General features: G+C 43.3%; 5 protein-coding genes and 1 pseudogene. All 6 read right to left on the bottom strand.

Annotated features, from left to right (window positions below; translation table 11 throughout):
- Positions 1 to 56: 56 nt before the first annotated feature.
- Positions 57 to 191, bottom strand: a pseudogene (locus tag BQ17_RS20970) (AbrB/MazE/SpoVT family DNA-binding domain-containing protein); the annotation flags it as partial.
- Between the two features lie 34 nt (positions 192 to 225).
- Positions 226 to 972, bottom strand: coding sequence for a hypothetical protein (locus BQ17_RS20965; protein WP_141699319.1), 747 nt, complete (start codon positions 970 to 972; stop codon positions 226 to 228).
- A 239-nt stretch (positions 973 to 1,211) separates the two neighbouring features.
- Positions 1,212 to 1,436, bottom strand: a complete 225-nt coding sequence (locus BQ17_RS15465) for a DUF2283 domain-containing protein (RefSeq protein WP_089728559.1) — start codon at positions 1,434 to 1,436, stop codon at positions 1,212 to 1,214.
- 470 nt (positions 1,437 to 1,906) lie between these two features.
- A complete protein-coding gene (locus tag BQ17_RS15460; protein WP_089728557.1) occupies positions 1,907 to 2,593 on the bottom strand; it encodes an HNH endonuclease in 687 nt (228 codons plus the stop codon).
- Positions 2,594 to 2,678: 85 nt separating this feature from the next.
- On the bottom strand, positions 2,679 to 4,001 hold the full coding sequence (locus BQ17_RS20960) for a hypothetical protein (RefSeq protein ID WP_141699318.1): 1,323 nt from the start codon (positions 3,999 to 4,001) through the stop codon (positions 2,679 to 2,681).
- Positions 3,998 to 4,238, bottom strand: a 241-nt coding sequence (locus BQ17_RS22855) for a hypothetical protein (protein WP_218068303.1), incomplete at its 5' end; no start/stop codon positions are given. The genes BQ17_RS22855 and BQ17_RS20960, both read right to left, overlap by 4 nt.

Below are 4,238 nucleotides of genomic sequence, written 5' to 3'. Positions count from 1 at the left end.
GAAACATTATCCTGGAATGATTTAGGACTTTCAGTCCAGGGGGCAACCTATGCACTTTAGTGCATAGTGGTTGAGTTCTTCCTTTTTGGCGCGCCGGTTTTTACGATATAAAATCGACCACCGTCTTCAGCAAAATCGATTTCCGTTTCGGGAGATATTCCTAAAGCTTCCCTTATATCTCTAGGAATCGTAACTTGGCCTTTACCTTACCCGACCTACGCGGGCTTAAATATTGTCCGTAAAGAACCGAAATATAAAATTTCCACCATCGGTACGTATACCAGCAGGCCCTTCGATCTCTGGTGGCATATCACGGATAATACCTCGCCAAACTTCCTTCCAGTCAGCGTACACGATTAATCTATAATCATTACCATCCAAAGGTTCGAGTTTAGCCAACAAGCGATGCGTTTTTTGATCTGTAACTGAGGATATAGGAGGGAATGGATTGGCATTGGACTCTGGCACTAAGGTAGTATATCCACAGGTTCCACAATCTTCATGATTAACGTCACCCGGATTACTTTTCATTTGGACCTTTAATCGTTCCTCCGGACCAACCACCCACATCACATATAACAGGTTGCAACCATTTTTTGCTCTTAATTTAAGGCCGATTTGACCACTGGGTGAAGTGTTTCTAGCACTACTAGCAGGTCCACGATAACGAAACTGAATCATTGTCGTTTTTGCCTGGCCAGTTTTTTCCACGGCTCGACTTTGATGACCATCTATTGTAAGAAAACCGGATTTAGTTTCTTTAAGAAAATCTCTTCCATTGGTAATTTCTAAATTGTCACGTTTTATCTGCACTAAATAGACCGGAAAGATCTCATGGCTATATGCCTGCGTGCTGAAGAATAAAAGATAGAACAGAACAGAAGCGGCCACTAGAATTAAAACAATAACACCATCTTCTATTTTATGTTGGAACCGCTTGGCGTTGTTTGGTGTTGCATCTTCGATTGGCATGACTATGTCTCCTCGTCTCGTTGACTAACGGTACCGCTCACTAGGCTACAATTTTAGGCGCTTCGAGTTGAGCCCACGTAGGGCGGGTCAGGCCAGGGATGGCCGCCACCCCCCACCTGGGGACTACCACACCTACACGGCGGGTGACGAGGCACCTGATCACAGTGGCCAACTCGGCCCCGAAGTGTGCCTCTCACCCGCCCTACGCGGGCTTTTTGCGGTCGGTGGGGATGCATTTGTTAGGCGATCTTCTTCAAGACATTTTGATCTAAGTCAAGCGTATAGGAAAGAATGGTATCCAGGTTCATCTTGTTCGATGCTTTTAGTATTTCGATGCCTGTGAGTCTTCCATCATCAGTTGTATCGATATTCACACCCTCCATTATCTCAATAACTCCGTCCGGTTCTTCATCGCTTAGCTTTAGGTACAGCACGTCGACTTCTTCATCGTAGTGTACTTTCATGGTTTCTTCTTTTTTTCAACGGATAATTGGTTACGACAGTACATACATTGTTTTCTATCGCGATGACCACCTTTATTGTAATAAAAGGACACCCATTTTGTTTGCCTCTACCAAAGGATCAAGAAAACGGGTGTCCTTTAACTGCTAGTTCAGGCAGGGGATCAAGAAACAAAATGGGTGTCCTTCTTTATATTTTTACAGTTTGGATTCATAGCGTCGGTTTCTTTTGAGAGGCATAACGCTCCGCATCACCGGCAACAAAAAGCAGAGCGACGAGGAGCGGCGCTTTTTGCTGTCCGAGTGCATGCGATTGTTAGCATTTACTCACTTCAGATTAGTTGAAGCGATTGTTGCTGAGCTTGAAAGTTGCGAGGAGCCGGACCGCGGCATTGGGTCGCTTGCAGCCAAATGTTAGGTGAATGGGCTGTGAAAAACGATCCATCAATTGGGCCTGGCCCCTTTTATTGCTTTCACCGCAGTAGCTCGATTGCTGATTGTGTGCCCTTGCCAAGGTTGCATTCTCTACACAATGTAACGAGATGGTCAATATCATTGCGTCCACCTTTGCTCACTGGATGGATGTGATCAACGTGCAACGCAGTATCTTCGGCATCTCTGCCACAAAATGCACATTTAAATCCGTCTCTTCGTAGGACTTGCAGACGTAACTTTGGCGAGACGCTCCGTTGTTTATTTATTGACTTGTTAGCAAGTGTTTGAAATCTTGTAATTGGCCTTCTTAGACTTTGCGTGTGTTCCCAAAATTGTATTGCACATTCTTCTGGGCGCCCTATTGTGGCGAATAGCTGCTTACAACATTCTAGAGTTTTGGGTGGAAGGGGAATTCCCAAATGATCATCGTCGCCAGACGTGATCGTATGGAAATTGTGCTTGAATTCGGAATATATTGAGCCCAAGCTTCTAATTTTTCTATTTTTTATGTAAAATGCAATTTTCTTTTCATTGGACTTGGCTATTGAAATTAACACTATACCAATATCTTCAACCGATAGTGTAGTACCGTCAATATCAAAGAATTGCTTCGTATCTTCAATCGCTTGCTCAACGACAGGCACGTATTGTTCGATTACATCATAATGCCAAAGAAAACGAATGGGTACATTGGAAAAGTATTGTATGAATGTATCTGTATCCATGCTCTCCTCGCGCTAACGCCTCACATCACCGGCAGCAAAAAGCAGAGCGAAGCGGCGCTTTTTGCTGTCCGAGTGCATGTGATTGTTATGCGATGACTTCATTTGTAACAAGTTTATCCCTAATTTCAGACAATATACGTATTGAAAATATTCCCACAAACAATACCAACACAATACATATGGTGGATAACCAAACCGCATAGAGTTCTACACGCTCAAAATAGCGAACAATATTGGCAACTGCCAAAATTAAAGGTGCAGCGACGATAGAAACAGTTGTAACTGATAGTGCAACCCGGTCATTGTACAACCCCATCCACGGTGCTTCAGTTATGCTATCCAATCCATTCGTGAGCTGAATGCGCTTTATATAACGAAGATGTATAAAGAGGTGCAAGAACAGGACTAAGTATGCAAACGGAATAGCAACAACAAATAGTTGCCCTGAGACCGAAATACCAAACAAACTTACATCTTGTATTTTTCTTTGCTTTTCCTCCATGTAATTAATAGCTTCATTTAGTGGTTGATTTCTGACTTCAGACCATTTTTCTCTAAGCCCCGGAAATACTGTTTCACCCAGCTCGGTAACCACTGATAAAATATCCCAATTTCCACTGGCGATGAGCCACCGTTTAACACCCGCTCCACTATAGCGTATTTCACGAAGACTACTATCTACTTCGCCTTCTATTATGAATTTATTTTCATCAAGTAAAGCTGACTTCTTCCTATCCTCAACAAGATCTCGCCTAGATTTTGACTCTAGTTCGGTCCACCAATTATTCCGCTCAGATCGAGTTTTGGGTTCATTTTGTTGAGCATTAATCTCACCGTATGCCCGAAAGGCATATTCATCCGGATGGCGATCTGTTTCTGACTTTCTAACTGAGAAATGCCTAATTATTGGTGGTTTTCCGGGATAGTCTAGACTCATCGAAAAGCTAGCTGTATTCCAGTCAGGGACATAATACTTAGCTGGTTTAGAGGACTGCACCCACTCAAGCCATTTTTCCATAGTTCCGTTTGTGGGCGGGTTTTCATAAATTACGATTGGATTAACACTCCAATCTGGATTAGGAAAATCTCCTCTTTGAATCAACCATTTTCGTTTTGTTGCTGAATTCGACGTGAGATATGTTTGCAAATAACTGGTGATTTCTTCCTCCCAGTTACCCGGAATCATATCCTTTGAATGTGGTAACAGGGTATTAGATTCTAAGCCCGTTTTTATATATCGCTCATAGTCAGACAGCTGTAAATCCCGGAGTACATATGCTTCTTGAAGTGGACGACTGTAATCAATGGGGAACGGTGCTAACAGCATTACTAGCGCAGTGAAAGTCACTAAGAACCCGAGACGGTGAGAACCGCGCGCAGCCTTGATCGCCTCGTTCGCATTACTCATAAATATTCCATTGGGCCGATTTCTTTAAGCGCATAACAGGTAGTAGACGGCGAATCGCCGTGTTTAAGTACGGCGAAACGCTTTATATACCACAGCTCTTGCTTCTTTTTCAAATTCATGAATATCTCCATCAACACATTCAGAAACAATGAGTTAAGAGCTGCGGACGACTTGTTGCCTCGGTCTCCTGAGCGAATAACTACGGCGAACTTCCATCTAGTCTTGATCCCTATGGCT

Origin of the sequence: Candidatus Thiosymbion oneisti, assembly GCF_900092655.1 — a bacterium.
In the GTDB taxonomy this organism is placed as follows: domain Bacteria; phylum Pseudomonadota; class Gammaproteobacteria; order Chromatiales; family Chromatiaceae; genus Thiosymbion; species Thiosymbion oneisti.
The sequence above is the reverse complement of the archived record's forward strand: the minus strand, read 5'-3'. Positions and strand labels throughout refer to the sequence as shown.

Coding starts and splice junctions, on each gene's coding strand:
- BQ17_RS20965 (WP_141699319.1), bottom strand. CDS start 972: ATGCCAATCGAAGATGCAACACCAAACAACGCCAAGCGGTTCCAACAT.
- BQ17_RS15465 (WP_089728559.1), bottom strand. CDS start 1,436: ATGAAAGTACACTACGATGAAGAAGTCGACGTGCTGTACCTAAAGCTA.
- BQ17_RS15460 (WP_089728557.1), bottom strand. CDS start 2,593: ATGGATACAGATACATTCATACAATACTTTTCCAATGTACCCATTCGT.
- BQ17_RS20960 (WP_141699318.1), bottom strand. CDS start 4,001: ATGAGTAATGCGAACGAGGCGATCAAGGCTGCGCGCGGTTCTCACCGT.